Source organism: Kitasatospora sp. NPDC058048 (assembly GCF_042885555.1).
In the GTDB taxonomy this organism is placed as follows: Bacteria; Actinomycetota; Actinomycetes; order Streptomycetales; family Streptomycetaceae; genus Kitasatospora; species Kitasatospora lactacystinica.
In genome coordinates this window covers 19,099-44,125 of the sequence record NZ_JBHVRT010000048.1, presented here as the reverse complement: position 1 = coordinate 44,125, position 25,027 = coordinate 19,099, and the positions used below count along the sequence as shown (strand labels likewise).

General features: G+C 73.5%; 24 protein-coding genes. 17 read left to right on the top strand and 7 right to left on the bottom strand.

What is annotated here, in order from left to right; genetic code table 11:
- Positions 1–165 precede the first annotated feature (165 nt).
- From ACFVVA_RS35755 to ACFVVA_RS35745, 3 genes are read left to right on the top strand one after another with little or no spacing between them, the layout of a single operon-like run.
- Positions 166–807, top strand: a complete 642-nt coding sequence (locus tag ACFVVA_RS35755; protein WP_387694881.1) for a class F sortase — start codon at positions 166–168, stop codon at positions 805–807.
- On the top strand, positions 804–2,129 hold the full coding sequence (locus tag ACFVVA_RS35750; RefSeq protein WP_387694880.1) for an alpha/beta hydrolase: 1,326 nt from the start codon (positions 804–806) through the stop codon (positions 2,127–2,129). The genes ACFVVA_RS35755 and ACFVVA_RS35750 overlap by 4 nt, the downstream gene beginning before the upstream one ends.
- Entirely contained in the window at positions 2,096–4,699 is a 2,604-nt protein-coding gene (locus ACFVVA_RS35745) for a rhomboid family intramembrane serine protease (RefSeq protein WP_387694879.1), read from the top strand. The genes ACFVVA_RS35750 and ACFVVA_RS35745 overlap by 34 nt, the downstream gene beginning before the upstream one ends.
- Before the next feature lie 114 nt (positions 4,700–4,813).
- Here ACFVVA_RS35745 and ACFVVA_RS35740 read toward each other — a convergent pair whose 3' ends face one another.
- Positions 4,814–5,239: an SsgA family sporulation/cell division regulator gene (locus tag ACFVVA_RS35740; RefSeq protein ID WP_359904206.1), complete on the bottom strand. Its 426-nt coding sequence runs from the start codon at positions 5,237–5,239 to the stop codon at positions 4,814–4,816.
- 312 nt (positions 5,240–5,551) lie between these two features.
- Here ACFVVA_RS35740 and ACFVVA_RS35735 point away from each other — a divergent pair, with 312 nt between their 5' ends.
- From ACFVVA_RS35735 to ACFVVA_RS35725, 3 genes are all read left to right on the top strand, one after another.
- Positions 5,552–7,384, top strand: a complete 1,833-nt coding sequence (locus ACFVVA_RS35735; protein WP_387694897.1) for a DEAD/DEAH box helicase — start codon at positions 5,552–5,554, stop codon at positions 7,382–7,384.
- A gap of 353 nt (positions 7,385–7,737) precedes the next feature.
- Complete coding sequence (locus ACFVVA_RS35730) at positions 7,738–8,388, top strand: IclR family transcriptional regulator (RefSeq protein ID WP_049654777.1); 651 nt, start codon at positions 7,738–7,740, stop codon at positions 8,386–8,388.
- Positions 8,389–8,426: 38 nt separating this feature from the next.
- Entirely contained in the window at positions 8,427–9,233 is an 807-nt protein-coding gene (locus tag ACFVVA_RS35725; RefSeq protein WP_387694878.1) for a S16 family serine protease, read from the top strand.
- A 44-nt stretch (positions 9,234–9,277) separates the two neighbouring features.
- Here ACFVVA_RS35725 and ACFVVA_RS35720 read toward each other — a convergent pair whose 3' ends face one another.
- Together ACFVVA_RS35720 and ACFVVA_RS35715 are read right to left on the bottom strand one after the other, a co-directional pair.
- A complete protein-coding gene (locus tag ACFVVA_RS35720) occupies positions 9,278–10,048 on the bottom strand; it encodes an IclR family transcriptional regulator (RefSeq protein ID WP_387694877.1) in 771 nt (256 codons plus the stop codon).
- A 153-nt stretch (positions 10,049–10,201) separates the two neighbouring features.
- Entirely contained in the window at positions 10,202–10,780 is a 579-nt protein-coding gene (locus tag ACFVVA_RS35715; RefSeq protein WP_387694876.1) for an Lrp/AsnC family transcriptional regulator, read from the bottom strand.
- 204 nt (positions 10,781–10,984) lie between these two features.
- On the opposite strand from ACFVVA_RS35715, the gene ACFVVA_RS35710 reads away from it, so the two are divergent.
- Positions 10,985–11,527, top strand: a complete 543-nt coding sequence (locus ACFVVA_RS35710) for a VOC family protein (RefSeq protein WP_387694875.1) — start codon at positions 10,985–10,987, stop codon at positions 11,525–11,527.
- Between the two features lie 91 nt (positions 11,528–11,618).
- On the opposite strand, the gene ACFVVA_RS35705 is transcribed toward ACFVVA_RS35710, so the two are convergent.
- On the bottom strand, positions 11,619–12,158 hold the full coding sequence (locus ACFVVA_RS35705; protein ID WP_387694874.1) for a hypothetical protein: 540 nt from the start codon (positions 12,156–12,158) through the stop codon (positions 11,619–11,621).
- A gap of 134 nt (positions 12,159–12,292) precedes the next feature.
- Here ACFVVA_RS35705 and ACFVVA_RS35700 point away from each other — a divergent pair, with 134 nt between their 5' ends.
- The 4 genes from ACFVVA_RS35700 to ACFVVA_RS35685 all read left to right on the top strand — a co-directional run bounded on the left by ACFVVA_RS35700 (position 12,293) and on the right by ACFVVA_RS35685 (position 16,365).
- The gene (locus ACFVVA_RS35700; protein WP_387694873.1) at positions 12,293–12,997 is read left to right on the top strand and encodes a response regulator transcription factor; all 705 of its coding nucleotides are present in this window, start codon (positions 12,293–12,295) and stop codon (positions 12,995–12,997) included.
- A complete protein-coding gene (locus tag ACFVVA_RS35695) occupies positions 12,994–14,556 on the top strand; it encodes a sensor histidine kinase (protein ID WP_387694872.1) in 1,563 nt (520 codons plus the stop codon). The genes ACFVVA_RS35700 and ACFVVA_RS35695 overlap by 4 nt, the downstream gene beginning before the upstream one ends.
- Before the next feature lie 222 nt (positions 14,557–14,778).
- Entirely contained in the window at positions 14,779–16,179 is a 1,401-nt protein-coding gene (locus ACFVVA_RS35690) for a glycosyltransferase 87 family protein (protein WP_387694871.1), read from the top strand.
- Between the two features lie 60 nt (positions 16,180–16,239).
- Positions 16,240–16,365 (top strand): hypothetical protein, encoded by a 126-nt coding sequence (locus tag ACFVVA_RS35685; protein WP_387694870.1) that lies wholly within the window; start codon positions 16,240–16,242, stop codon positions 16,363–16,365.
- Here the strand turns inward: ACFVVA_RS35685 and ACFVVA_RS35680 are convergent.
- A complete protein-coding gene (locus ACFVVA_RS35680) occupies positions 16,362–16,778 on the bottom strand; it encodes an SsgA family sporulation/cell division regulator (RefSeq protein WP_097237712.1) in 417 nt (138 codons plus the stop codon). The two genes, ACFVVA_RS35685 and ACFVVA_RS35680, sit on opposite strands and share 4 nt — an antisense overlap.
- A 405-nt stretch (positions 16,779–17,183) precedes the next feature.
- Between ACFVVA_RS35680 and ACFVVA_RS35675 the strand changes: the two genes are divergently transcribed.
- On the top strand, positions 17,184–18,839 hold the full coding sequence (locus ACFVVA_RS35675; protein ID WP_387694869.1) for an RDD family protein: 1,656 nt from the start codon (positions 17,184–17,186) through the stop codon (positions 18,837–18,839).
- Between the two features lie 74 nt (positions 18,840–18,913).
- On the top strand, positions 18,914–19,690 hold the full coding sequence (locus ACFVVA_RS35670) for an RDD family protein (protein ID WP_387694868.1): 777 nt from the start codon (positions 18,914–18,916) through the stop codon (positions 19,688–19,690).
- 36 nt (positions 19,691–19,726) lie between these two features.
- On the opposite strand, the gene ACFVVA_RS35665 is transcribed toward ACFVVA_RS35670, so the two are convergent.
- Positions 19,727–20,029, bottom strand: a complete 303-nt coding sequence (locus tag ACFVVA_RS35665) for a hypothetical protein (RefSeq protein ID WP_387694867.1) — start codon at positions 20,027–20,029, stop codon at positions 19,727–19,729.
- Between the two features lie 222 nt (positions 20,030–20,251).
- Here ACFVVA_RS35665 and ACFVVA_RS35660 point away from each other — a divergent pair, with 222 nt between their 5' ends.
- From ACFVVA_RS35660 to mycP, 4 genes are all read left to right on the top strand, one after another.
- The gene (locus ACFVVA_RS35660; RefSeq protein ID WP_387694866.1) at positions 20,252–20,965 is read left to right on the top strand and encodes an endonuclease V; all 714 of its coding nucleotides are present in this window, start codon (positions 20,252–20,254) and stop codon (positions 20,963–20,965) included.
- Positions 20,966–21,062: 97 nt separating this feature from the next.
- Positions 21,063–21,512, top strand: coding sequence for a hypothetical protein (locus ACFVVA_RS35655; protein ID WP_387694865.1), 450 nt, complete (start codon positions 21,063–21,065; stop codon positions 21,510–21,512).
- A 37-nt stretch (positions 21,513–21,549) separates the two neighbouring features.
- On the top strand, positions 21,550–22,980 hold the full coding sequence (locus ACFVVA_RS35650) for a WXG100 family type VII secretion target (protein WP_387694864.1): 1,431 nt from the start codon (positions 21,550–21,552) through the stop codon (positions 22,978–22,980).
- 87 nt (positions 22,981–23,067) lie between these two features.
- Positions 23,068–24,327, top strand: a complete 1,260-nt coding sequence (mycP, locus tag ACFVVA_RS35645) for a type VII secretion-associated serine protease mycosin (protein ID WP_387694863.1) — start codon at positions 23,068–23,070, stop codon at positions 24,325–24,327.
- Here the strand turns inward: mycP and ACFVVA_RS35640 are convergent.
- A complete protein-coding gene (locus ACFVVA_RS35640) occupies positions 24,321–24,893 on the bottom strand; it encodes a GNAT family N-acetyltransferase (protein WP_387694862.1) in 573 nt (190 codons plus the stop codon). The two genes, mycP and ACFVVA_RS35640, sit on opposite strands and share 7 nt — an antisense overlap.
- Positions 24,894–25,027 lie beyond the last annotated feature (134 nt).

Sequence of the window (25,027 nt, the reverse complement as noted above, 5' to 3'; positions counted from 1 at the left end):
CTCCGCGACCGGGCGCCCACGCGGCGCAGAAAAGAGGCCGTCCGCCCTGCCGATCGGCGGGTGCCGGTACGACCGTCGTATGGACGTGCCTTACAGTCCGTTCCGGTTGAATTGTTCCCAGGAAACTCCCAGGAAGAGGGGTTCCGTCGGCAGAGGGGAGCGCCCATGGGCGTCCAGCAGAGCAGGGGCCCGTGGCCGGGCACCCTGGCGGCCGGGGCCGCGCTGGTCCTCGGTGCCTGGCTGCTGCACGACGGAGGTTCGTCGCTGCCGCCCGCGCCGGGGGCCGGCCAGGCCCAGGCCGGGATCGCGCCGGTCTCGATCGTGCCGCCGCTCGGCCCGTCCGTGCCGACCAGGATCCGCATCCCGGCGGTGCGGCTGGACGCCCCGGTCACCGCGCTCGGGCTGGACGGCGCCGGACGTCTCCAGACCCCGCCCGAGGCGGACCGCAACCTGGCGGGCTGGTACCGCGGCGGGGCCAGCCCCGGTCAGCGCGGCACCGCGATCCTGGCAGGACACGTCGACAACAAGGCCGGCCCCGCGGTCTTCTATCATCTGGGCGCGCTCCGTCGCGGGGATCGGATCGAGATCGCCCGGGCGGACGGCGCCACCGCCGTCTACCAGCTCTACGCCATCGAAGTGCACGACCGAAAGGACTTCCCGGACGACCGGGTCTATCGTCAGGCCGCTGACGCACAGCTGCGGGTCATCACCTGCGGCGGTTCGTACAGTGAGGAACACGGCTACGACGGCAACGTCGTCGCCTACGGTTTCCTGGCCGACACCACCCCGCCGGGCAAAGCCGCATGACCACGCTGACCCTTGCCTCCCGCTGGAACCCGATCGACTGGCCGCTCACCGAGGGCCTGATCCCGCACGCCGTGCTGGCGGCAGGCTGGGCGGCGCTGTTCGCGCTAGCCATCGGCCGCGGCCGCAGCTGGTGGCGGGTCCGCCTACCCGCCGCGCTGTTCACCGCGGCCGCGCTCAGCTGGCTGCTGGACGTGGTCGTCGACGGCTGGTGGCACCCCTTCCCCGAGGGCACTCCCCGGTACGTCACCTGGTGGATAGCCGTCGCCCTGCTCGGGCTCTGCCTGGTCGGCTACCGGCTGCGCCGGCTCACCTGGCGGCGCCGGGGGCTCGCGCTGGGCCTGAGCGGCCTGGTGCTGCTGATGTCCTCCTCCGAGGTCAACATCGGCTTCGGCCAGTTCCCGAGCGGGCGCGTGATGCTGGCGCCCTGGCTGACCAGGACCGACGGGCTGGTCGCCACCAAGGCGGGCCAGATCATGAGCGCCCCGCCCGGCAAGTCGCTGGAGGAGGTCTGGAAGCCCCCGGCGGACCTGCCCGAGAAGGGCACCGTCTCGGTGGTGCCGATCCCCGGCACCAGGTCGGGCTTCAAGGCCCGCGACGCGTACGTCTACCTCCCGCCCGCCTACCAGGCCACCCCGCGGCCGCTGCTGCCGGTGGTCGTGATGATCACCGGCCAGCCCGGCGTCCCGGGGGACTGGGTGCTCTCCGCGCAGATCAATGAGGCGCTGGACGCCTTCGCCGCGGACCACGGCGGCCTCGCGCCGATCGTGGTGATGCCCGATCAGCTCGGCTCCACCTGGGCCAACACGCTCTGCCTCGACTCCAAGATCGCCAAGACCCAGACGTACCTGGCCGTGGACGTGCCGGACTGGGTCCACCAGAACCTCCAGGCCGCGACCGGCCGCACCGCGTGGGCGATCGGGGGCGCCTCGATGGGCGGCACCTGCGCCCTCCAGCTCGGCGTCAACGCGCCCGACGTGTACGGCACCGTCCTCGACATGTCCGGGCAGGAGGAACCGACCCTGGGCAGCCGGGAACAGACCGTCAAGGCCGCCTTCGGCGGTGACGAGAAGAAGTTCGACGCGGTCGATCCGCTCCAGGTGATGGCCCGCAGGAAATTCCCGGACACCAACGTCGCGTTGGTCGTCGGCGAGACCGACGAGGAGTTCAGACCGCAGATGGAGAAGGTCTACCGGGCCGCGCAGGCGGCCGGAATGAAGTCCAAGTTCGACCTGATGCCGGGTGGCCACGGCTGGGTCGTCTTCCGCCCCGGCATCGTCCAGCAGCTCCCGTGGCTCGCCCAGCAGACCGGGCTGACGCGGTGACCGGGGCGGGGACCGCGCTGGCCACCGTCGGCGAGCAGCGCAAGCCGGGGCCGGACGCGGAGCGCACGGCCGAGCGCGGTACCGACCGGGCCCCGGTCACCCGCACCGCGGAGCCGCGCCCGCAGCGGGTCCGGCGGGCGGCCAGGGCGCTCGGCTCCCGGCTGCGCTCGGCGCCGCTGACGCTGACCCTGCTGGCCGGGCTCTGGCTGCTCGGCGCGGCCACCGGGAGCCTGGGCCACGGCCCGTCCGACCGGCTGCTGGACCGGGCCGGGATCGGCCTGCCCACGCTGGCCGAGGGCCACTGGTGGACGCCGGTCACCTCGATGTTCTGGTGCTCCGGCAGCGGCTCGTACGTGTTCACCAGCTTGCTGCTGCTCCTGGTCGGCCCGGCCGCCGAGCACCGGCTCGGGCGGCCGCGCACCCTCGCGGTGCTGGTCGGCGGGCAGGTCGTCGGCACCCTGCTGGGCACCGCGCTGGTCGCCTTCGGCTCCTCGGCGGGGGAGCAGTGGACCGCCTCGGTGGCCGACCAGATCTCGGTCGGCCCCGGCGTCGGCGTGTTCGCGCTGGCGGGGGTGCTCGGGTACCGGCTCACCGTGCTCTGGCGCCGCCGGCTGCACCTGCTGGTGCTGCTCGTCCCGTTGGTGATGACGCTGTACGTGGGCCACCTGCAGAGCGTCCAGCGGTGCGCCGCCGCGCTGGCCGGGCTCGGCCTGGGCGCGCTGGTCAGCCGGGGCCGCCCGCACCTGCGCACGCACCGCTCCTCGCACTCCGAGACCCGGGTGCTGGTCGCGCTCTGCCTGGTCGCCGCCGCCTTCGGGCCGCTGCTCGCCTCGCTGTACGACAACGCCAGCGGACCGTTCAACACCTTCTCCGAGCTGTACTTCTCGCACCGGCTCAGCCCGGACGAGGTCGCCGACTTCTGCGCGCTGTCGGCGCACGACTGCGCCCGCGCGCACGCCGTCGTGCGGATCTTCGACACCCCGGGCCGGATGATGGCCGCGCTCTTCCCGGCGCTGCTGCTGGTGCTCGCCGAGGGGCTGCGCCGGGGGCTGCGGCTGGCCTGGCTGGTCACCGTGGCCACCGAGCTGCTCTGGGCGGCGCTGCTGTGCTGGCTGTACCTGGACGCCGGGCCGGTGAGCCGGGACGTGGTGCAGTACTTCGTCGAGGCGCTGCTGCTGCCGCTGCTGACCACCGCCCTGCTGGTGGCCACCCGCAAGCGCTTCCCGCTGCGGCTGTCCGGCAGCTCGGTGCGCCGGCTGGCCCTGGTGCTCGGCGGCGCGGCGTTCGCCTCCGCGGCCACCTACGTGGGGGTCGGGCGGCTGGCGGCCGGGGAGTTCGAGCCGGGGGCGACCGCCCGCCGGCTGGTGGCCGGGCTGCCGGCCCAGTTCCTGCCGCCCGCGTACAACGACCTGCTGCCGGACTACCCGATCGCGGTCGGGCCGGTGGCGCGTTTCCTGGAGACGTACTGCGGGCTGGCGTTCTGGGCGGTCGCGCTGGCCGTGCTGCTCTCCGTCTTCCGCCGTCCGGTGCTGCACACCGACGCGGCGGCGGCCGGCCGGGCGAGGGCGCTGCTGACCGAGCACGGCGGCGGGACGCTCTCGTTCATCGCCACCTGGGACGGCAACCACTACTGGTTCGACGAGCAGGGCCGGGCGGCCGTCGCCTACCGGGTGGTGGGCACCGTCGCGCTGACCACCGGCGACCCGTTCGGCGCGCCGGAGGACCGCGCCGGGGCGGTGGCCGGCTTCGCCCGGTACTGCGACGCGCGCGGCTGGACGCCGTGCTTCTACAGCGTCTGCGGCGAGACCAGGGACGCCGCCGCGCAGCTCGGCTGGCGCTCGCTGCAGGTCGCCGAGGACACCGTGGTGCCGCTGCCCGAGCTGGCCTTCACCGGCCGCAAGTGGCAGGACATCCGCACCGCCCTCAACAAGGCCGGCAAGCAGGGCATCTCCGCGGAGTGGTGGGCGTACCACGAGGCGCCGCTCGCCCTGCGGGAGCAGATCCGGGCGATCTCCGAGGAGTGGGTCTCCGAGAAGGGCCTGCCGGAGATGGGCTTCACGCTCGGCGGCCTGGCGGAGCTGGACGACCCGGACGTGCGGGTGCTGATCGCGGTGGACGAGCAGCGGGTGGTGCACGGGCTGACCAGCTGGATGCCGGTGTACGAGGACGGCGTGCCGGTCGGCTGGACGCTGGACTTCATGCGCCGGCGCTCGGACGGCTTCCGCGGCGTCAGCGAGTTCCTGATCGCCTCGGCCGCGCTCGGCTTCAAGGAGGAGGGCGCGCGCTTCCTGTCGCTGTCGGGCGCGCCGCTGGCCCGCACCGGGCAGGACGAGGAGCCCACCGGGCTGCAGCGGATGCTGGACTGGATGGGCAAGGTGCTGGAGCCGGTGTACGGCTTCCGCTCGCTGCTGGCCTTCAAGGCGAAGTTCCAGCCGGAGTACCGGCCGATGTACATGGCGTACCCCGACCCGGCCGCGCTGCCCGGCATCACCCGGGCGATCGGCAAGGCGTACCTGCCGCACCTGACGGCGGCCCAGGGCGTCCGGCTGATGCGCAAGCTCTCGAGCTGATCCGCCCCGAGGCGGGCGGGCGACCGCACGGGCTTCCCGGGCCCCGGACCCGGGTTGCCGCCGACGGACGCGGGTGGCCGGAAGCGCGGGGGCGCTTCCGGACGCCACCGCCCGTCAGCCGAGCAGCTGGGCGAGCGCGCGGTCGGCGTCCAGGTGCAGGTGCTCCTCGCCCTCGGGGACGAGCAGCCGGCTGCGCCACAGGAAGCGGCGCAGGTCGGTCGTGTCGAACTGGAGCAGCGCGGTGCCCTCGGGGGCCCGCAGCTCGACCATGGTGCGCCGGCCGACCGCGGGCCGGACGTGGACGTCGCCGACGCCGGCCGGCAGCTCGATGCCGGCCGAGAGCAGCTGGCGCGCGAAGATCCAGACGATGTCCTCGGAGTCCCGGCGTTCGGCGGGCTCGTCCAGCGAGAACTCGGCGGGGAAGGCCATCCGGACGGCCAGCGGGTCCTCCGGCAGGTAGGAGAGCACCACCCGCAGCCGGACCGAGCGGTGGGGGGAGAGGATCAGACGGGCCTGGACGGGCTCTTCGACGGTGCGCACGGGTGGGTCCCTTCGGTTCGGTGCGAGGCCGCGGTGCGGCAGGTGGGGTCGGTGCGGCCTCACCCTGGTGAGAGTCCCGGGACGGGTGGCGATTACCGGGTTTCACGAGATATCGGATGTGATCCGGGTCACATCGATTTCCGGCCGTGCGGGCCGGGCGCGGCGCCTCGCCCGGAGGCCCGAACGGCGTCGGACCCGGTACGCTGGGCGGGTTGCCCGATCGCCGCCCGACCGCGGGGCGAGGCCGCTAAACCGCCTCTGACCTGCGATGATCCCCCCTCGGAGACCGTGAGTACTGCCGCCGCCTCCTCGATGCCGCTGTTCTCCGACGCACCGGAGTCGCAGGCGCCCGCCCGATCCGCCGGCCATGGCGCGCCCGCCGGTTCGCACCACCTCTCCCCGGCCTTCCCCGGCCGCGCCCCGTGGGGCACCGCGGGCAAGCTGCGGGCCTGGCAGCAGGGCGCGCTGGACAAGTACATCGAGACGCAGCCGCGCGACTTCCTCGCGGTCGCCACCCCGGGCGCAGGCAAGACCACCTTCGCGCTCACCCTGGCCTCGTACCTGCTGCACAACCACCTGGTGCAGCAGGTGACCGTCGTCGCGCCGACCGAGCACCTGAAGAAGCAGTGGGCCGAGGCCGCCGCGCGGATAGGCATCAAGCTGGACCCGGCGTACTCCTCCGGGCCGCTGTCCCGGGAGTATCACGGCATCGTGGTCACCTACGCGGGCGTCGGGGTCAACCCGATGCTGCACCGCAACCGCACCGAGGCCCGCAAGACCCTCGTGATCATGGACGAGATCCACCACGCCGGTGACTCCAAGTCCTGGGGCGAGGCCTGCTTCGAGGCCTTCGAGCCGGCCACCCGCCGACTGGCGCTGACCGGTACGCCGTTCCGCTCCGACACCAACCCGATCCCGTTCGTGGCGTACGAGGCGGGCGGCGACGGCATCCGCAAGTCCGTCGCCGACTACACCTACGGCTACGGGCACGCGCTGGCCGACCACGTCGTCCGCCCGGTCATCTTCCTCAGCTACAGCGGCAACATGCGCTGGCGCACCAAGTCCGGCGACGAGCTGGAGGCCCGGCTCGGCGAGCCGATGACCAAGGACCTGATCGCCCAGGCCTGGCGCACCGCGCTGTCCCCGCAGGGCGAGTGGATCCCGGCCGTGCTCCAGGCCGCCGACCGGCGCCTCACCGAGGTCCGCAAGGCGATCCCGGACGCCGGCGGGCTGGTCATCGCCACCGATCAGAACGTGGCCCGGGCCTACGCCAAGATGCTGCGCGAGATCAGCGGCGAGAAGGTCACCCTGGTGCTCTCGGACGAGGCCGAGGCGTCCAAGCGGATCTCCGACTTCGCGGAGGGGACCTCGCGCTGGATGGTCGCCGTCCGCATGGTGTCCGAGGGCGTCGACGTGCCCCGGCTCAGCGTCGGGGTGTACGCGACCTCGATCTCCACCCCGCTGTTCTTCGCCCAGGCCGTCGGCCGCTTCGTGCGCGCCCGCAAGCGCGGCGAGACCGCCTCCGTGTTCCTGCCGACCATCCCGCTGCTGCTGGGCTTCGCCAACGAGATGGAGCTCCAGCGCGACCACGTGCTGGACCGGCCGAAGAAGGAGGGCGAGGGCCTCTTCGACGAGGAGGACCGGCTGCTCGCCGAGGCCGAACGGGCCAACGACGGCCCGGACGGCGCCGGCGGCGAGGAGTTCTCCTACGAGGCGCTGGGCTCCGACGCGGTCTTCGACCGGGTGCTGTACAACGCCATGGAGTTCGGCATGCAGGCCCACCCGGGGAGCGAGGAGGAGGAGGACTACCTCGGCATCCCGGGCCTGCTGGAGCCGGACCAGGTGCAGATGCTGCTCCAGAAGCGCCAGCACCGGCAGATCCAGCGCAGCAAGACCAAGCCCGCCGAGGAGGCCGACCTGCTGGAGCTGCCGGCCGAGCAGCGGCCGGTGGTCACCCACCAGGAACTGCGGGAGCTGCGCAAGGAGCTGAACGCGCTGGTCGCCGCCTGGCACCACCGCACCAGCCAGCCGCACGGCACCATCCACAACGAGCTGCGCCGCCAGTGCGGCGGGCCGCTCACCGCGCAGGCCACCGTCAACCAGCTGAACGCGCGGATCGCGAAGATCCGGGAGTGGGCCAAGTAGCGGAGCCGCGGGCGCGCCCGGCCGTCGGAGCGGGGGCGCGTCCGCTCATCGGACCGGGGGCGCTCCCGTGCCCCGGCGCACCCGGCGAATCGCGGGGGTTTGTCCGGAATTCGAGCCAGTGTTGAAGTTGATCACGCCCGAATTTTGGACAACCACTTCCGTCGCGTCATTTCCTTCACTACCTTTCCCCCACGCTCTTCCGCCGGGCAACCCCCGCGGGACGGCGTCGCGGGGCCGTGCGCGTCAAGGACGACGCCGTGCGGCCCGAGCGCGGCCACCCCCACCTGCGCGCGACACCGACCTTGGAACGGCGCCGCCCGCCCCGCGAGCGCCGCGGAAAGGATTGCCCCGTCGTGACTGCCGAGACCTCCCAGACCCTGGACCGCGGCGTCCGGGTCCTCAAGCTCCTCGCCGACTCCGAGCGAGGGCTCACCGTGACCGAGCTGGCCGCCCGGCTGGCCGTCAACCGGACGGTGGTCTACCGGCTGCTGGCCACCCTGGAACAGCACGGCCTGGTCCGCCGGGACATCGGCGGGCGCGCCCGGGTGGGCCTCGGCGTGCTGCGCCTCGCGCACCGGGTGCACCCGTTGCTGCGCGAGGCCGCGCTGCCGGCCCTGCGCAGCCTCGCCGAGGACCTCGGCGCCACCGCCCACCTGACCCTGGTGGACGGCAACGAGGCGCTGGCCGTCGCCGTGGTCGAGCCCAGCTGGACCGACTTCCACGTCGCCTACCGGACGGGCCTGCGCCACCCGCTCACCGAGAGCGCGGCCGGCCGGGCGATCCTGGAGGCGCGCACCTTCCCCAGCCAGCGCCGGCCCGAGCAGGGCTTCGTCATCACCCGTGCGGAGGAGCAGTCCGGGGCGAGCGGGGCGGCCGCCGCACTGGTCGGGCTGAGCGGCATCGAGGGCAGCGTCGGCGTGGTGATGCTGAACGGCATGGTGCCCGAGCGGGTCGGCCCCCGGGTGGTGGAGGCGGCGACCGAGGTGGCCGACGCCCTGAGGTAGCGCCCGCACACGGTGTCGGGTGTGTTTGGATTCCCCTTGTGTCCGACACCAAGCTCCCCAAGGCCCTCACCACCCCGCGGACCCGCGCGCTCGCGCTGTGCGGGGTGCTGGTCACCGCGCTGTTCGGCGTGGCCGCCTTCGTTCCGCTGCCGTACACCCTCACCTGGCCGGGCCTGACCGCGGACACGCTGGGCTCGTACCAGGGCAAGCCGGTGCTCACCATCACCGGGGCGCCGCTGCGCACCACCGAGGGCGAGCTGCGGATGGTCACCATCACGGCGACCAACCCGGGGCAGAAGAACACCTTCTGGCGCTCTCTGCAGGCGTGGTTCGACCCCAAGGAGGCGGTGCGCCCGACCGAGACGGTCTACCCGGAGAGCAACCCGGTGAAGGCCGACGAGGCGACCGCCCAGCAGATGGCCGAGTCGCAGGACGCCGCCACCGCGGCCGCGCTGGGCTACCTCCACCTGTCGCCGGACCAGGTGAAGGTCAAGGTCGACCTGGGTGAGGTCGGCGGGCCGAGCGCCGGCCAGATGCTGGCGCTGGGCATCGTCGACAAGCTGGCCGGCGACGGCAAGGGCGGCGACCTCACCGGCGGGCTCACCGTCGCCGGCACCGGCACCATCGACAAGGACGGCACCGTCGGCCCGGTCGGCGGCGTCCCGCTGAAGACGCAGGCGGCCGCCCGGGACGGCGCGACGGTGTTCCTGCTGCCCAAGGACGAGTGCGCGGACGCCAAGGTGAACACCCCGGCGTCGCTGCGCCTGGTGCCGGTCGGCACCCTCGCCGAGTCGGTCTCGGCCCTCCAGGCGCTGAGGAGCGGCGGCAGCGTCCCCTCCTGCTGACCGGGCGCCGCCCCTCCCGCACGGGGCCGGCCCGGTCGGCGGGGTCAGATCCCGAAGGCCATCTCGGCGAAGTCCTCGCCCACCCGGGTGCTCAGCCGGGCGGCGATCCCGGCCAGCCGGTGGGCCTGGGCCATCGGCAGGGAGACCGAGATCGCGCCGATGCCGGTGCCCGCGACGACCGGTACCGCCGCACCCGCCGTGCCGAGCGCGTACTCCTGGAACTGGGTGATCGGGACGGCCCGCCGCGGGCCCTGGCGCGGCAGCAGCGGCAGGCAGGCCGGGTCCCGCAGGGTGTACGGGGTGAACGGCACCATCGGGTGGCGGGCCAGGTGGGCCCGGCGCTCCTCGGCCGTCATCAGGGCCAGCAGGGTCTTGCCGGCCGCGTGGGCGTGCGCGCCGGACCGGAAGTCGTGCCGGTCGACCAGCGGCGCGCCGGGGGCCTCGGCGGCCTCGACCAGTTCCACCTCGCCGTGCCGGTACCAGGTGAAGTAGACGGCGGCGGACAGTTCGTCGGCGAGCACGCCCAGCAGCGTCCGGAGCCGGGCCCGGCCGGTCGCCGGGCCGTCGTCCCGGATCAGCCCGGCGACCGCGGGGCCGGTCCGGTAGAGCCCGCTGCGGCGTTCCAGGTAGTGGTCGTGCACCAGGGTGCGCAGCAGGTGGTAGGCGGTGCCCAGGGCGAGGTCGGTGTCCCGGGCGAGCTGCTTGGCGGTGGCGCCCTTGGGGTAGCGGGCGGCCGCCTCCAGCAGGCGCAGGGCGCGCTGGGCGGAGGCGATGAGGGTGGGGGCGGTACCGACGGCCGCGACCGCGTTCGTCATGCCGGGGCCGACCCGGCGCGGGGCGCGGCTGCCGCGGGTATCAGCGGACCGGAGGGCGGCGCGAGAGGTAGTAGAACGTTCATACAGAAATCTTGCGGCCGTCGGCGCCTCACGCATATGCCCGAATCGGCGCGTCGGACCGATCCGATCCTCCTACTCGGCGGCGGCCTGGTCGACCAGCGGCAGGATCCGGTACGGCACCGGGTTCTCCAGCACGATCGCCGTGGACGAGCGGACGATCCCGTCGAAGCCCAGCACCCGGTCGATCACCCGCTGCAGATCGGCGTTGGACCGGGCCACGATCCGCACCAGCATGTCCCCGATCCCGGTGATGGTGTGCAGCTCCAGCACCTCCGGCACGCTCGCCAGGTGCGCCCGCACGTCCGCGCCCTGGCCCTGGGAGATCTCCAGCGTGGCGAAGGCCGTCACCGGGTAGCCGATCGCCGCCGGGTCCACCTCCGGGCCGAAACCGCCGATCACGCCCTTGGCCTGGAGCCGGTCCAGCCGGGCCTGCACGGTGCCCCGGGCGACCTGCAGCCGGCGCGAGCACTCCAGCACCCCGATCCGGGGCTCCTCGGCGAGCAGCCGGATCAGCCGGCCGTCCAGGATGTCGATGGTGTCGTTGGTGCTGCCCGCCGGGGCGGCGGAAGGGCCTTGCGGGGCGGCGGAAGATCCCTGCGGAGCGGCGGAGTTGGGCGAGCCGGGGGAGCTCGGGACGTGAGCGGGGGGCATCGACGGCACCGTCCTGTGGTGGGCATTCTGTACAGCGGCGCGGCCGATTCTCCCGTTCCGGGGCACAGCTTGACCAGGAGGAAACGGAACAGTTGCGCGCAGGTCGGACCGGCGCCACCCTCCAGCCACACCCCCGTGCGCAGGGCCCCACCCCCGGTGCCCGGGACGGCCAGGATGGTCCGTACGCCTACCGGGAGGGCAGTCATGACCGACACCGCCGCCGAACCCGTCCTGTTCGGGGCCGGCCTCGCACCGGACCCCGCGGAGGAGGGGCCGCTGCCGATGGGCCGCGCCGACGCGGTGGTCTTCGCGGTCGCCGACGCCGAGCGGGCGGCCCGCCGCTACTGCGCCGCGCTCGGGCTGCGCTGTACCGCGTACGCCGGGCCGATGACCGGGGACCCGGAGACCCTCTCGTACGTGCTCGCCGCGCCGGGGACGCGGATCGTGCTCACCTCCCCGGTGCGGACCACCGGCCCGCGCGGCCGGGAGCTGAGCGCGTACCTCGACCGGTACGGGGACGGGGTGCTGGACCTCACGGTGAGCGTGCCGGACGTCTACTACGCCTACGACTACGCGGTGGACCGGGGCGCGCTGTCGCTGGCCGAGCCCTACGAGGCGCGGGACGACTACGGCGCGGTGGTGCTGGCCACCATCGGCGTGCCGGGCGGGACCAGGCACACGCTGGTGGACCGGGCGGGGTACGTGGGGCCGTACCTGCCGGGGTACGTGCCGTGCGACGGCTTCTGACGGTGCCCGCCGTACGACCGTCCGCTGTCCGACCGCTTGCGGTGCCGCCGCGCGTCGCCTGACGGGGTGTCGGGGCGTCGGGGTCCGCGCGTCAGCGGACCACGGTCTCCACGATCGGCGCGTGGCCGTTCCAGGAGGCGAACACCGAGTTGGCCTCGTCGCCGCGGGTGAAGTCGACCCGCAGCCACTGGCCGTCGGTCCACACCTGCATCTGCCAGCCCGGGTCCGGGGCGGCGGACACCAGGGTGGCCCGGTCCGGCTTCAGGTCCAGCGCGACCTTGCCGCCGGGGATCGGGTAGCTCTTCACCGTGGACGTCGCGGCGGCGGTGGGGGCGGGCCGGCGGCCGGGCGACGCGGCGGTGCCGGCGGGAGCCGGGCCGTGCGGGGCGGTGGTGGTGGTCGGGGAGGCCGCCGGGGAAGGAGGCGTGGACGGTGCGGTGGAGCGCGGCTGGTCCGGCGTGGCGGGCGCGGAGTGCGGCGTGCCCTCGGCCTTCGGGGAGGGCAGCGCGATCGCCGTGGGCTGCTCGAACGCGGCGCCGGTCAGCACCGCGTGCACGCCGAGCCAGGACAGCGCCACCGCCGCCCCGGTGGCCGCCGCCCAGGCGCCGAGCTGTACCAGTCCGTTCCGCATCGTCCGCACATCCTGCCGTATTTCCAAACGGATGGAGACCGGCACCCCCGGTATTCGGCAGGGCAGTTGCACAATGTCCGGACCCACCCCCGAGGTACAGACCACTGACCGGCGATGGCGTACCGTGCAGGCCCATGGCAACAGTGCTCGTGGTCGAGGACGACCCCTTCGTACGCTCCGCCCTCATCCGCCACCTGACCGACACCGGTCACGCGGTCCGCAGCGTGGGCACGGCTCTGGAGGCGCTGCGGGAGGTCGCCCAGATCGGCTGCGACCTGGTGATCCTCGACCTCGGACTGCCCGACCTGGACGGCAGCGAGGCGCTCAAGATGATCCGGGGCCTGACCAATGTGCCGGTGATCGTCTCCACCGCCCGGGACGACGAGGCCGAGATCATCCGGCTGCTCAACGACGGCGCCGACGACTACTTGGTGAAACCTTTCTCCGGGGAGCACCTCAGCGCCCGGATGACCGCCGTGCTGCGCCGCTTCGGCAGCGGCGCGGCGCCCGTCGCCCAGGTGCTGCGGGTCGGCGGACTGGCCATCGACCTCCAGCGGCGGGAGGCCGCGCTGGACGGGAGCCCGCTCGACCTGACCCGCCGTGAGTTCGACCTGCTGGCCTTCCTGGCGGCCCGGCCCGGCGTGGTGGTGCCCCGCAAGGAGATCCTCGCCGAGGTCTGGCAGCAGACCTACGGCGGCGACCAGACCATCGACGTCCACCTCTCCTGGCTGCGCCGCAAGCTCGGCGAGACCGCCTCCAACCCCCGCTACCTGCACACCGTCCGGGGCGTCGGGGTCCGGCTGGAAGCCGTCGGGGGCGCGGCGGAGCACCGGACATGAGGCGGTTCGGGCGCTCGCTGCGCTGGGCCCTGATCAAGGCCGCCGTCGCCGGGACCACCATGGTCGCGCTGGCCTTCCTGATCCCGCTCGGGCTGATGGTCCAGCAGACCGCACGGGACCGGGCCTTCACCGCCGCCGAGCGGCAGGCCGCGGCGCTCGGGCCGGCCCTGGCGATCACCACCGACGAGGACGCGATCACCCGGGCGCTGGCCAGTACGGACGCCGGCGGGCAGGGGCGGATGGCGGTGCACCTTCCGGCGGCCGGGCAGCCCGCCGGGGCGGGCGGCGGCGGCGCGGCAGCCGGTGGCGGGAGTGGAGCCGGCGGCGGGAGCGGCGGGGGCGGAGGCGGCGGCGACGCGGCCCACGCCGTCGAGGGCGACGGAGGCGGCCCCGGGACGGCGGCCGCCGGGACCGGCGAGCCCGGGGGCCCGATGCTGGGGGAGGGGCGCGCCACCACGGCCGACGTGGCCACGGCCGGCGGGCAGGGCCGCTCCTTCACCGTGAAGGTGCCCGGCGGGTACGCCCTGCTCCAGCCCGTCGCGGTGGACACCGGGCGGACCGCGGTGGTCGAGGTGTTCGTGGCCGAGAGCGACCTCACCCGCGGCGTCGCCACGGCCTGGCAGGTGCTCTCCGCCGTGGCACTCGGCCTGGTCGCCATCTCGGTGCTGGTCGCCGACCGGATGGGCAGCCGCATCGTCGCCTCCGCGCGCAAGCTCGCCGCCGCCGCCCGCTCGCTCGGCGCCGGGAACCTCTCCGTGCGGGTCCCGGTGGAGGGCAAGCAGGTCGAGGGCAGCCCCGAGGAACTGCGCGAGGCCGGCCACGCGTTCAACACCATGGCCGACCGGGTGGTCCAACTCCTCGCTGCGGAACGGGAACTGGCCGCCGACCTGTCGCACCGGCTGCGCACCCCGCTGACCGTGCTGCGGCTCAACGCCGCCTCGCTCGGCGAGGGAGACGCGGCCGACGCCACCCGGCACGCGGTCGCCCAACTGGAGCGCGAGGTCGACCAGATCATCCGCTCGGCTCGCCGCGCCCCCGAGGACGCGCCCGCCGTCGCCGTCGGCTGCGACGCCGCCGAGGTGATCCGGGAACGGGTCGCCTTCTGGTCGGCGCTCGCCGAGGACGAGGGGCGCCGCTGGCAGCTGGCCGGCGCCGAGCGGGCGGCGCCGGTGCCCGTCCAGCGCGGGGACCTCGCGGCCGCCGTCGACGCGCTGCTCGGCAACGTCTTCCGGCACACCTCCGTCGGGACCGCCTTCTCGGTGGACGTGCTTGCCAGCGACTGCTCGGTGATCGTGCTGGTCGGCGACGCCGGGCCGGGGTACAGCGACCCGGCCGCCGCCCTCAAGCGCGGCGAGGGGCACGGCGGCGAGGGCTCCACCGGCCTCGGCCTGGACATCGTCCGCAAGCTCGCCGAGTCCACCGGCGGGGACGTCGCGCTCGGCCGCTCCGCGGTGCTCGGCGGCGCCGAGACCCGGCTGCGGCTGCGCACCGGGCCCCAGGAGGCGGAGCCCGCGCGGGGCGGACGGCGGCGGAGCCGGGGTGCGCTGTTCCAGAGGTGAGGGGGCGACCGCCGTCCGGGTTCCCGCCGTCAGGGTTCAGGCCGTCCGGGTTCCCGCGGTCCCGGTTCAGGCCGTTCGGGTTCCGGCCGTTCGCGCTCCGCCCGCGCCGGAGTGCGGCCGGTCAGAGCCGCTTTGTCACACTGAGTAGTTGATCGTGTCCGGTTTCGTTCGGACGGCATCCGGTATCGTCGCTGGTTGGCCGAGCCGTGGACGGAGTGGACAGTGACAGCGGTGCAAGACGAGCGCAGCCCGGTGCGGACCGCACCCGACCCCTCGCCCGCCCCCCTGTCGGACCGGCTGCGCCGGGCCCTCGGCGCCCCCGTCCGGGCGTTGCGCGAGGCTCCCCGGCGTCCGCTGCTGGCGGCCTCCGCCGTGGCGCTGCTGTCCCTGCTGGTGTACGCGGTGGTCCGCCACTTCGTCCACACCTCGATGGTGGACATGATCGTCTACCGGGCCGAGGGCGCCGCCGTGGCCAACGGCACCGACCTGTACGCGCTGCGCGTCACCGAGTGGAACCTGCCCGCGACGTACCCGCCGTTCGCGGCGATGCTGTTCGTCCCGACCACCTGGTTCCCGGTGCCCTTCCTCCGGGTCGCGATCACTCTCGGCAACGTCGGGCTGCTCGCCCTGCTGACCCACCTGTCCTTCAAGCTGGTCGGCTGGCCGCGCCGCGAGCTGCGGCCGATCGGCGTGATCCTGGCGACCGGCCTGGGGGTCTGGCTCGAACCGGTCTTCACCACGCTCCGCTACGGCCAGATCAACCTCGCGCTGGCCTGCCTGATCCTCTGGGACCTCACCCGTGCGGACGGGCGGCGGAGCAAGGGCGTGGCGATCGGCATCGCCGCCGGCATCAAGCTCACCCCCGGCCTGTTCGCGGTCTACCTGCTGATCACCGGTCGGATCCGGGCCGCCTTCGTGGCGGGCCTCACCTTCCTCGGCACCTTCCTGCTCGGCGCGCTGGTCCTGCCGGACGCCACCTGGGGCTTCTGGACCAAGTACCTCTACGACTCCTCCCGGGTCGGCAAGACCTGGATCGTCGACAACCAGTCGATGCGCGGCGCCTTCGCCCGCCTGCTGCACAGCGCCGATCCCGGCACCGTCGCCACCCTCGGGGCCGGCCTGATCGCGCTGGCGGGCCTCGCGGTCTCCGCCTGGGCCGCGCGCAGCGGCCGCTGGCTGCCCCGGGCCGAGGCCTGGGGCGTCTGCTGTGCGGCCGTCACCGCCGTCCTGATCTCGCCGATCAGCTGGACCCACCACTGGGTCTGGTGCGTGCCGATGCTCGTCCTGCTCGCCGCCGAGGCCTCGGTCGAGCACGCCCGCCCGGCCGGCGTCCGCCGGCTGCGCTGGCGGGTCGTCTTCTGGGCCACGCTGGTCGCGTTCCTGTCCTTCGCGATGTGGGCCGCGAAGCCGGTCGGCCTGGCCGTCCTCGACATGTCACCGTGGCGCCAGCTGCCGACCTCGGTCTATCCGTGGGTCGGACTCTGCTTCCTGCTCGCCGCCGCCGTCCGGATAAGGGCCCGACGGCGTTCGGCTGGCGCGCCGCTGGTCCGGCTGCCCGGACAGCGGGACGCCGGAGGGCCGGACACCGCCCGCGGTCGTCAGCAGGCCCCCGCGGCCCGCTGAGCCGGCGGGGGCGCCGCTCCTGCTTCCCGGCTCCCGTTGCCGCCGTTCGTCCTTGCGGGCGTGGTCGCGTTCCTGGGGGTGTTCGTCCGGGTGCTGGTGCTGGTGCTGGTTCGGGCGCTGGCGCTGGTTCGGGTGCTGATGCTGATGCCGGTGTACGAGCCGGTGCACGCTGCGGCGCATGCCTAGGCGAGCAGTTCGGCGAGCGAGCCGTCCATGTCCAGCGCGGCCAGCTCGCTGCCCGGCGGAACCAGCCGGTGCGCCCGCTCCAGCCAGGCCGCGACGGCCGGCAGCGGGGCCTCCAGCAGGGCGTCCCCGGCGGGTGAGCTCAGTGCCAGACAGAGCACGCTGCGCCGGCCCGAACGGGTCGGCCAGATCCGCACGTCACCCTGGCCGCACGGGCGGAAGGTGCCCTCGACCAGCAGCTCGCGGGCGAACACCCAGGTCACCGGCGAACCGGTGTCCAGGTGGAAGGTGATGTACACCGCGTACGGGTCGTGGCTGCCGTAGGACAGCCGGGCCGGGACGGGGACGCTGTGCTCCGGCGAGAGCACCAGGTTGAGCTCCAGCTCGTGCTCGACGACGCTGACGGGACGCTCCATGATCGTCTTCCTCTCTGCCTTCGGGCGGTGCCCGGTTCCGGGCCCCTGTGACCTTTGAGAGGGCGGTCCGCACCGGCTCTTACACACGTTTCCGGGATTTCTTCGGGAAGTTTGGTGAGGGTGGTGAACAGCGGGTGGCACGGCGCGCGAGCAAACGTCGTGCGCTGGGTTCCCTACCTTGAGCTACCCCCCGCTGTCCGGGGAATCGCGAACTTTCCGTCACGGCTTCGGTGAGGTACTACCCTTTGTGACTGTCCGGCGACTGTCCGCCCATCGGTGGCGCCCCCACGCGCGCCGAGCGCAGGGCGCGCGCCGGGTCGTGCGCGCGCGTGGACGCGTCTGCGGTGGTCGGGCCCGGTCGGTCCGCGCCGTCCTCGTCAGGACCTGCCAGGAAAGAAGACCCCCATGACGGACCGCCCCTTCGCCGCCGACGGCGACCCGGCCGTCGCACCCGAGCCCGGCTACTACCCCGACCCCTCCATCCCCGGCTTCGTCCGGTACTGGGGCGGCTCGGCCTGGGTGCCCGGCACCAGCCGGCCGGCGCCCGCCGGGGGCGAGGTGCTGCAGCCGCCCCGGTACGCGACGCGGCGGTCCGCCCCGGGCGGCGCGGCGGTGCGGCCGGCGCGGCCGCTGGTGGTGCCGGAGCCGGCCGGGGTCCCGGAGGTGGCAGCGACTCCGGAGCCGGTGGCCCCGGAGCGGATGGCCCCGGAGTCGGTGGTGTCGGGGGCGGTGGCGGAGGTCCGGGTCGGGCCGCCCGCGGGTGGGGGTGACACCGGGCCGGTGTACTTCGACCAGACCTCGGGCGGGGCGTCCTTCGTGCTCGGGCCGCGGGTGGCGGAGGTGATCGGCGGGCCGGTGTTCCGGACGGTCGACGGGCCGGGGGTTTCGTCGGGCGTTTCGTCGGGGGTTTCGCCGGTGGCGCCGTCGGGCTTCGTTGGCGCCGGGCTGCCAGGCCCCCTGGAGGGGCCGGTGGCCGTCGGTGCGGTGCCCGAGGCGGTCCAGGGGATGGGCGCGGCCCTGGGTCGGGATTCGGGTTCGGCCCCGGCGCCCGTGGTCGGGGAGTCCGGGTGGCAGGCCGATCCCCGGGCGCAGCCGGGCCTGATGGAGACGGGCGACGCCCCGCGTTGGGTCTCCTGGGGGGTGCTTCCGGAGGCGCTCGATGCGAAGGAGGGGGGTGCGGAGCCCGAGCGCGCTCCGGTTGCCGTCGAACTGGCCGCGGCCGGCGCTCCCGCCGCGGCGGTGACCGTGCGGGAGACGCCGGTGCCGGCCGTCCTGGCCTCGGGCCCGGTGCCGGTGGTCGGGGAGAAGGCGATGCCGGCCCCAGTCCAGTCCCCGGCTGCGGCCCCGGCTGCGGTCGCCTCGAAGCCGGTGGCTGCGGTCGCCGCGACCGCCGGGACCACGGCCGCCGCCGCCCCGCTGCCCGCCGTACGGACGGTGCGGGAGACCGCCGTCCAGCCCCGCCCGTCCGCCGCCGCCCCCGCTGTCACCGCCGCCACCGCTGCCACCGCGTTCTCCCGGGCGGCCGGCGTCGCCCGTACCGCCCGGACGGCCCGGACCGCCCGAGTCGCCGTGCCGGCCGGCCTCGGCCGCCGCCTGGCGGCGCGGACGGTGGACACCGCCGTGCTGCTGGTGGTCGCGGTCGCCGCCGGGATTCCGCTCGGCCGCTCGGTGACCGACCACCTCCAGCAGAAGGTCGACCAGGCCCGGATGGCCAGCGCCCTCAGCCGGCGTCAGATCCAGGTCTGGCTGGTGGACGACGTGGTGCTGGGCAAGATCGCCGTCCTGATCGGCATCCTGCTCTTCGTCAGCCTGCTCTACGAGGTGCTGCCGGTCGCCCGTACCGGTCAGACCTTCGGCAAGCGGCTGGCCCGGATCCGCGTGGTGGACACCGCCGCCCCGGCCGGCCGGACCAGACTGAGCCTCGGCCGCTCGCTCCTCCGGTGGGCGGTGCGGCAACTCGGCACGGTGCTGCTGCTCGGCCTGGTCTGGCCGGTGTTCGACCGGACGGCGCGGCGGGGGTGGCAGGACCGCGCGGCCCGCACCCGGGTGGTGCGCGGCTGAGGGCCGGTAGGGGCCAGTGCAAAACAGGCAAAATGTCCCAAACATCGAGAATGTGTGATGTTCTACTCGGGGTCATGAGCACCCACGACCCCTCAGGCCCCCAGCCGGAGGGGGGCGGCAAGCCCTCCTTCGACAAGCAGCCCCCGCAGTCGGGCGGCGGCACGCCGGAAGGCGAGCCGTCGGGCCCGACCCCGTCCAACGAGCCGCCCCACGAGCCGCCCCACGAGCCGCCCCACGAGCCGTCCCACGAGCCGTCCGGCGGCCCCGGCGCCTACCAGGGCAGCTACGGCGGAAGCCCGTACGGCGAGCCGACCCCAGGTCAGAGCCCGTACGGCCAACCCCCGTACGACCGGACGCCGCCCGGGTACGGCCACGGCTACGGCCCCGGCGCGTACGGCACCCCCGGCGCCGGCCCCATCCCCGGCATGCCGCCGCTCGGCACCTGGCCCAAACGGATCCTCGCCCGACTGATCGACTACCTCCTGGTGCAGGCCGTCGCCGTGATCATTGTGGGGCCCTTCGTCGACCTCGGCACGCGCAACGGCTCCACCGAGGCGTTCTGGCTCGGCTGCGCCATCTACCTCGTCTACGAGGCCCTGATGCTCAGCCGGGACGGCCAGACCCTCGGCAAGAAGGCGACGAAGGTCCGCGTCGCCATGCTCGTCGACGGGAACAAACCGACCCCGGCCGCCGCCTGGACCCGCGCAGCCGTCTTCATCCTCCCGGCCGTGCTCTGCTGCGCCGCGCTCTGGTGGATCATCGACGGGTTCTTCGGCGTCTTCGACAAGCCCTACCGGCAATGCCTGCACGACAAGGCCGCGAAGACCGTGGTGGTCACCACGGAGGTCTGAGCGGCGGCGCAGGACGCACCGGCGCCCGGCGGCGGATCAGCGCTGCCGGGCGTACGCGTGCCCGGTGGCGGCCGCAGCGGGGCGGGGCGCCCGCGCCGGGTCCGCGGCGCCCGCCTCCACGGTCGCGTCCTCCACGGTCGCGGCCCCCGCGGTGGCGGCCCTCGCGGTGGCGGCGGACATCGAAAGCACCGTCACCACGGTGCCGAGCACCAGCGCGAACCCCACCAGCACCGCGACCGCCAGGACGCCCGAAGCACCCGAAACGGCCAGCAGCACCACCGTGGTGGCGACGACGGTGAACGAGCCGAGGCAGACCTGGGCGACGGAGGGGCGCGGCATGGCGGAGGTCCTTCGCACGTCGGGGGAAACGGGCGGGAATGGAGCCGGGTTCCAGCAGTCCTACCCCGCGGGGAGACGGGTACGTCCAGGCTAGCCCCCGAACGCGGGGGCACAGGGGGCGCACGGGCTCACCCCGGGGTCGTCCGGCCCGGTCGGTACGGTGAGGCGAAACCCGTCGACACCACGCACCGCCGCACACCACCGCACCCGGGGGAACCGACCATGCCCATCCCCGCCGACTGGCCCACCACCGAGGCCGAGGCACTCGCCGAACAGGAGCGGCTGCGCCCGCTCGTCCAGGCCCACGACGACAAGGGCCCCGGCAACCCGGGCCCCGACGCGCTCGTCGCCGGCGTGGACGTCGCCTACGACGACGACCACGACCTCGTCGCCGCCGCGGCCGTCCTGCTCGACCGCGACACCCTCGCCGTCGTCGAACAGACCACCGCCGTCGGCCGGATCGCCTTCCCGTACATCCCCGGACTCCTCGCCTTCCGCGAACTCCCCGCCGTCCTCGACGCACTGGCCGCACTCACCCGCACCCCCGACCTCGTCGTCTGCGACGGCTACGGCCTCGCCCACCCCCGCCGCCTCGGCCTCGCCAGCCACCTCGGCGTCCTCACCGGACTGCGCACCCTCGGCGTCGCCAAGACCCCCTTCACCTTCGACCACCACGAACCCGACGCGCCCCGCGGCTCCTGGACCCCGCTCACCGACCCCGCCACCGGCGAGGAGGTCGGCCGCGCCGTCCGCACCAGAGAAGGCGTGAAACCCGTCTTCGTCTCCGTCGGCCACCGCACCGGCCTCGACACCGCCGTCCGCACCACCCTCCAACTCGCCCGCCACTACCGCCTCCCCGAAACCACCCGGCACGCCGACTCGCTCTGCCGACGCGCCCTCGCCGACGCCCAACAGGCCGGGACGACCGCGAACTGACCAAGCCCCGGGCGGGATTCGGGCCCGGTGTGTTAGACATGGGACACCGGGGCCCGGCCCCGACCGCCAGGGACGGACGCACGGGGGAGGCGCCGAAATGGGATCAGGGACCACCGGTACCGGATCGACCGGCGGAGCCGGACAGGGCTACCGCATCGAAGTCGAACAACTCCGCGCCTTCGCCGGCCAAGTACGGCTGCTGCTCGCCGACTTCCAGAAACACGCCGACGGCAGCGACACCCACGGCCGCAGCGGCATCGGCAAGAGCGCCTTCGGCACCTTCGCCGAAGCCACCGAGATCCACGGCCGCTACGGCACCATGCGGGACGCGCTGCGCGACGTCCTCAACCAGCTCCAGGAAGCCGTGAACGAGGCCCAGCAGAAGGCCGACCTCACCGCCACCAACTACGAGGAGCAGGACCAGCACGCCGCCGCGAAACTCAAACTCGGCGACGACGGCTGGTCCGTCGCCCACCCCTCCGTCGGCAGCCAGGCCGCGGCCCAGCAGAACCTCACCCCGTCCACCCGCGGCAACGCCACCATCTGACCGCCGCCCGCCCGGACCGAACGGAGGCCGACCGCCCGTGGTCTACACCGACTTCACCAAATACAGCCACGCCCAGCTCCGCACGATGGCACAGGCCCTCGACCCCGGCGCGGTGATGGCCGCCGGAGACCCCTGGCGCAAGGCCGCCGACACCCTCAAACAGATCCGCCAGACCCTCACCAAAGCCAGCACCGAAGCCGCCACCTCCTGGGAAGGCACCACCAGCGACGCCTTCCACACCCGCATGCTCACCCTGGCCGCCAGCATCAACAACGCCGCCGCCTACGCCAACGACGCCGCCAACATCCTCCACACCGCCTCCGAAGCCATGGCCAAGGCCAAGCGCGACATGCCCGAGGAACCCGGCAACTGGGACAAGGTCAAGGACACCGTCGGCGACGCCCTCTTCGGCGACGACGACGAACACCTCCCCCTCGCCGACCGCAAGAAGGCCGAAGCGGCCGCCATCATGCAAACCCTCGCCATGCACTACCGCATCGCCACCCCGGCCCTGAAGCCCCCGCCGCCATTGGATCTGAGACCACGACAGCCGATCCGAGACGACCCGACAGACGGGGCTCAAGGCGATCCGAGCGGGGCTGCGGCGACAGCGGCTGCGATGGTGTCGGGCACCTCGGTGGGGGCGGCGGGAGCATCGACAGGGGCAAGGACTGCTCCGCCTCCTCAGCGCAAGTCCTCCCAGCCGCCAATGACGGCTCGATTGGTGGCGAGGAGCGCCCCGGCTCCGACGGACTCGGGGATCAAGGGCGGTACGGCGCAAGCTCCTCCGAAGCCGGTGGCCTCTCCGAGTCGCGGTTCCGGAGACGGCATCTCTGGCAGGCCGGTGGTCCCTACAGGTGGAAGCATGCCGAATCCTGCGCTTGCCGGGACACAGACATCCGGAGTGGATCTCGTGCAGACCGGGGGTCCCGCCGCTGGGCCGTTCGGGGGTGGCAATGGTCCGGAGGTTCCTCGTGCGACCGGTCCGACGACCGCTTCCCCGGGTGGGCCGATCGTCGGTCCAGGGAAGCTCGGCGCCGGCGGTAGGGATATCTCGGGTGGTGCGACGCCGGTCGAGAGTTTCGGGCCGCGTGGCGCCCGGACTCTTGGCGGTTCCGGTGAGGCTTCCCCCGGCATCGGTGCCGGGGGCCGCGGAGCGCTTGGCGGAAAGCAGCCCGGGGGGTCATTGGCGCGACCCGGCGGGGCTGCCGGAGACACGGCGAAGCCTGGTGGGGTACAGGGCAAGCAGGCATTCACCGAGGGTGGGTCCGGCCTGGGAGCGCGAAGCCGACTCCGGGGGGAGTCGGGCGTTGCGAGCACGAGCGGTGTGTCTTCGGGTGTTCCGCTGAGTGGGGCGCAAGGACATAAGAAGGACCGGGGACGGGAAGGCAAGCGCCCCGACTACCTCGTTGAGGACGAGGAGACCTGGGCGTCGGACAAGCCCGCGAATCCGAACGTGGTGGAATGAAAACCGGTCCGTTAGCGGACAACGGTTCTGATCGCATCCCGCAGGTCGGCGACCTGCGGGATGCCGCGCTGAGTGGGGTGACCAGGCTTGACGAGCCGCCGGTTGACACGCGGTACGGCGGCCTTTGCTGCCGGAGCACTGATCTGGGGTGTCGCCGCGCCGGTGGCATCGGCCGATCAAATCAGGGATCAGCAATGGGCTCTGAAGTCGTTCGAGGCAGAGGCGAAAGTCTGGCCGACGAGCCAGGGCGATGGTGTGATTGTCGCGGTGATCGACACGGGAGTGAACCAGGGCCAGCCGGATCTGACCGGACAGGTGCTTCCCGGAGGCGACTTCTCCGGTGGCAATACGGACGGCCGGGTGGACAGCGACGGTCACGGCACCGGGATGGCGAGCCTGATCGCAGGGCACGGGCATGGTTCCCAAGAAGGGATCATGGGCCTTGCCCCAAAGGCGAAGATCCTTCCAGTAAAGATCAAGTCCGGTGGTGACGGCCCGGACTCCCAGGCCGCCCTGGACTCGCAGCCAACCCCTGATCCTCAGCAGAATGATTTGGCGGATGCGATTCGCTTCGCGGCGGACCACGATGCGAAGGTTGTCAACATCTCCCTCGGAGGCTATTCCCGCTACGATTCGAAGCTGCGGAAGGCGGTCAATTATGCGGTTTCCAAGGACATCGTGTTGGTCGCCAGTTCGGGTAACAGCGGGTCCGGCCTGGGCGTCGAGTACCCGGCTGCTTTCCCGGGCGTCGTAGCAGTGGGAGCCGTGGACTCCAACGGGATTGTGTGGGAGCGTTCCACGTCGGGCGTCGAGACAACGCTCACCGCGCCCGGCGTAGGGATCTACCGTTCCGCGCTGAAGTCCTCGACGGGCTACGAGCGGAGGAACGGCACTTCGGATTCCACTGCCTATGTCTCTGCGACTGCGGCGCTCATCCGTGCCAAGTACCCGAACCTGTCCGCTGGGCAGGTGATCAATCGAATGATCAAGTCGGCCACGCGCCCGGCCGATGGACTGGCGGTGCCCAACAACCAGTACGGCTACGGGCTCGTCTCGCCGGCGAAGGCCCTGGAGGCGAATCCGGCCGTGGACAACGGGTCTCGGGAGAATCCCCTGATCGGGCGAATGGAAGCGAAGGGAACGCCGCCTCCGGTGGCCGAGGAGACCGACGAGCCCTCCGTGGAGCCGATGGTCCCCGAGGGGGACCGCAGGAGCAGCGGGAGCGGGTTGGGGGTCGTGGTGGGCGTGACGGCCGGGGGTTTGGTGTTGGTGGTCGGTGGCGTCGTGGCGCTCGTGGTGCGGGCGCGGCGGCGGCGGGGGGCGGCTGGTGGGGGGTCGTATCAGTGAGTGGCGAGCCATTCGTCGCGTAGGGCGGCCATCTGGAGGATGTCCCAGTAGCGGTTGTCCCAGTGGTGGGCCTGGCGGGAGCGGCCTTCGAGGGTGAAGCCGGATTTGCGGTAGGCGTGGGCGGCGCGTTCGTTGTACTCGAAGACTTCGAGGTGGACGCGGTTGAGGCGGATGGTTTCGAAGGCGTGGCGCAGGACCAGGAGGGTGGTCTCGGTGCCGATGCCGCGGCCGGTGCTGTCCGGGGTGAGGGCGATCCGGAAGCCGGCGGAGGAGTTGTCGGGGTCGACGTCGGTGAGGGCGGTTTCGCCGAGGAAGCGGCCGGTGGTGGGGTCCTCGACGGCGAGGTCGAGGCGGTCGGGCTGGTCGGGGCGGGTGGCGCACCACTGGTGGATCCGGTCGCGGGTGAAGGTGGTGCGGGTGCCGGTGAGCCGGTTGGTCGTCTTGTCGGTGCAGAGTTCCCACATCGGGTCGGTGTGCCGTTCGTCGAGGGGGACGAGCCGGATGGTGGGGCCGTGCAGGGTGGGTTTCACGGCGAGGTCGGCGAGGTTGGTGGTGTCGGCGGTCATGGTGTCCAGGATGGCGGGCCGGTTTCTGGTTCGTCCACGTGTTTGATCCCGGTCGTGCGGGTGCGCACCGGGCTGGAGTGCGCGCGGGGATGGGGGCGCGTGATGGGGGAATGCGCCGGTGAGTACGCCGGGGG

Coding starts and splice junctions, on each gene's coding strand:
- ACFVVA_RS35670 (WP_387694868.1), top strand. CDS start 18,914: ATGAGCACCCACGACCCCTCAGGCCCCCAGCCGGAGGGGGGCGGCAAG.
- ACFVVA_RS35710 (WP_387694875.1), top strand. CDS start 10,985: ATGACCGACACCGCCGCCGAACCCGTCCTGTTCGGGGCCGGCCTCGCA.
- ACFVVA_RS35750 (WP_387694880.1), top strand. CDS start 804: ATGACCACGCTGACCCTTGCCTCCCGCTGGAACCCGATCGACTGGCCG.
- ACFVVA_RS35675 (WP_387694869.1), top strand. CDS start 17,184: ATGACGGACCGCCCCTTCGCCGCCGACGGCGACCCGGCCGTCGCACCC.
- ACFVVA_RS35715 (WP_387694876.1), bottom strand. CDS start 10,780: ATGCCCCCCGCTCACGTCCCGAGCTCCCCCGGCTCGCCCAACTCCGCC.
- ACFVVA_RS35655 (WP_387694865.1), top strand. CDS start 21,063: ATGGGATCAGGGACCACCGGTACCGGATCGACCGGCGGAGCCGGACAG.
- ACFVVA_RS35720 (WP_387694877.1), bottom strand. CDS start 10,048: ATGACGAACGCGGTCGCGGCCGTCGGTACCGCCCCCACCCTCATCGCC.
- ACFVVA_RS35705 (WP_387694874.1), bottom strand. CDS start 12,158: ATGCGGAACGGACTGGTACAGCTCGGCGCCTGGGCGGCGGCCACCGGG.
- ACFVVA_RS35640 (WP_387694862.1), bottom strand. CDS start 24,893: ATGACCGCCGACACCACCAACCTCGCCGACCTCGCCGTGAAACCCACC.
- ACFVVA_RS35660 (WP_387694866.1), top strand. CDS start 20,252: ATGCCCATCCCCGCCGACTGGCCCACCACCGAGGCCGAGGCACTCGCC.
- ACFVVA_RS35755 (WP_387694881.1), top strand. CDS start 166: ATGGGCGTCCAGCAGAGCAGGGGCCCGTGGCCGGGCACCCTGGCGGCC.
- ACFVVA_RS35695 (WP_387694872.1), top strand. CDS start 12,994: ATGAGGCGGTTCGGGCGCTCGCTGCGCTGGGCCCTGATCAAGGCCGCC.
- ACFVVA_RS35735 (WP_387694897.1), top strand. CDS start 5,552: ATGCCGCTGTTCTCCGACGCACCGGAGTCGCAGGCGCCCGCCCGATCC.
- ACFVVA_RS35680 (WP_097237712.1), bottom strand. CDS start 16,778: ATGGAGCGTCCCGTCAGCGTCGTCGAGCACGAGCTGGAGCTCAACCTG.
- ACFVVA_RS35665 (WP_387694867.1), bottom strand. CDS start 20,029: ATGCCGCGCCCCTCCGTCGCCCAGGTCTGCCTCGGCTCGTTCACCGTC.
- ACFVVA_RS35700 (WP_387694873.1), top strand. CDS start 12,293: ATGGCAACAGTGCTCGTGGTCGAGGACGACCCCTTCGTACGCTCCGCC.